The 550-nt window shown below is 61.6% G+C and carries 1 protein-coding gene; it reads right to left on the reverse strand.

Annotated features, from left to right (window positions below; translation table 11 throughout):
* Positions 1–550: GTP-binding protein (locus NMQ16_RS19155; protein ID WP_257082566.1), on the reverse strand; the 550-nt coding region annotated here is incomplete at both ends.

Genomic DNA, 550 nt, shown 5'->3' on the forward strand with positions numbered 1-550 from the left:
CCTTGATACCGACGATCTCGATTTCCTCACCAACCTTCACAATGCCGCGCTCGATACGACCCGTCACCACAGTGCCGCGGCCCGAGATCGAGAACACATCTTCGATCGGCATCAGGAAGGCGCCGTCAATCGCACGTTCCGGCGTCGGAATGTAGCTGTCCAGCGCATCGGCCAGCGCCATGATCGCGCCTTCGCCCAGATCCGTCTTGTCGCCTTCGAGCGCCTTGAGCGCCGAGCCCTTGACGATCGGTACATCATCGCCCGGAAAGTCGTACTTCGACAGCAGCTCGCGCACTTCCATTTCAACGAGTTCGAGCAGCTCGGCGTCGTCGACCATGTCGCACTTGTTCAGGAACACCACGATGTACGGAACCCCGACCTGGCGGGCCAGCAGGATGTGTTCGCGCGTCTGCGGCATCGGGCCGTCAGCGGCCGAACACACCAGGATGGCGCCGTCCATCTGCGCAGCACCCGTGATCATGTTCTTCACATAGTCAGCGTGGCCCGGGCAATCGACGTGCGCGTAGTGCCGCTTCGACGTTTCGTACTC

It is taken from the genome of Methyloversatilis sp. XJ19-49 (genome assembly GCF_024580145.1).
In the GTDB taxonomy this organism is placed as follows: domain Bacteria; phylum Pseudomonadota; class Gammaproteobacteria; order Burkholderiales; family Rhodocyclaceae; genus Methyloversatilis.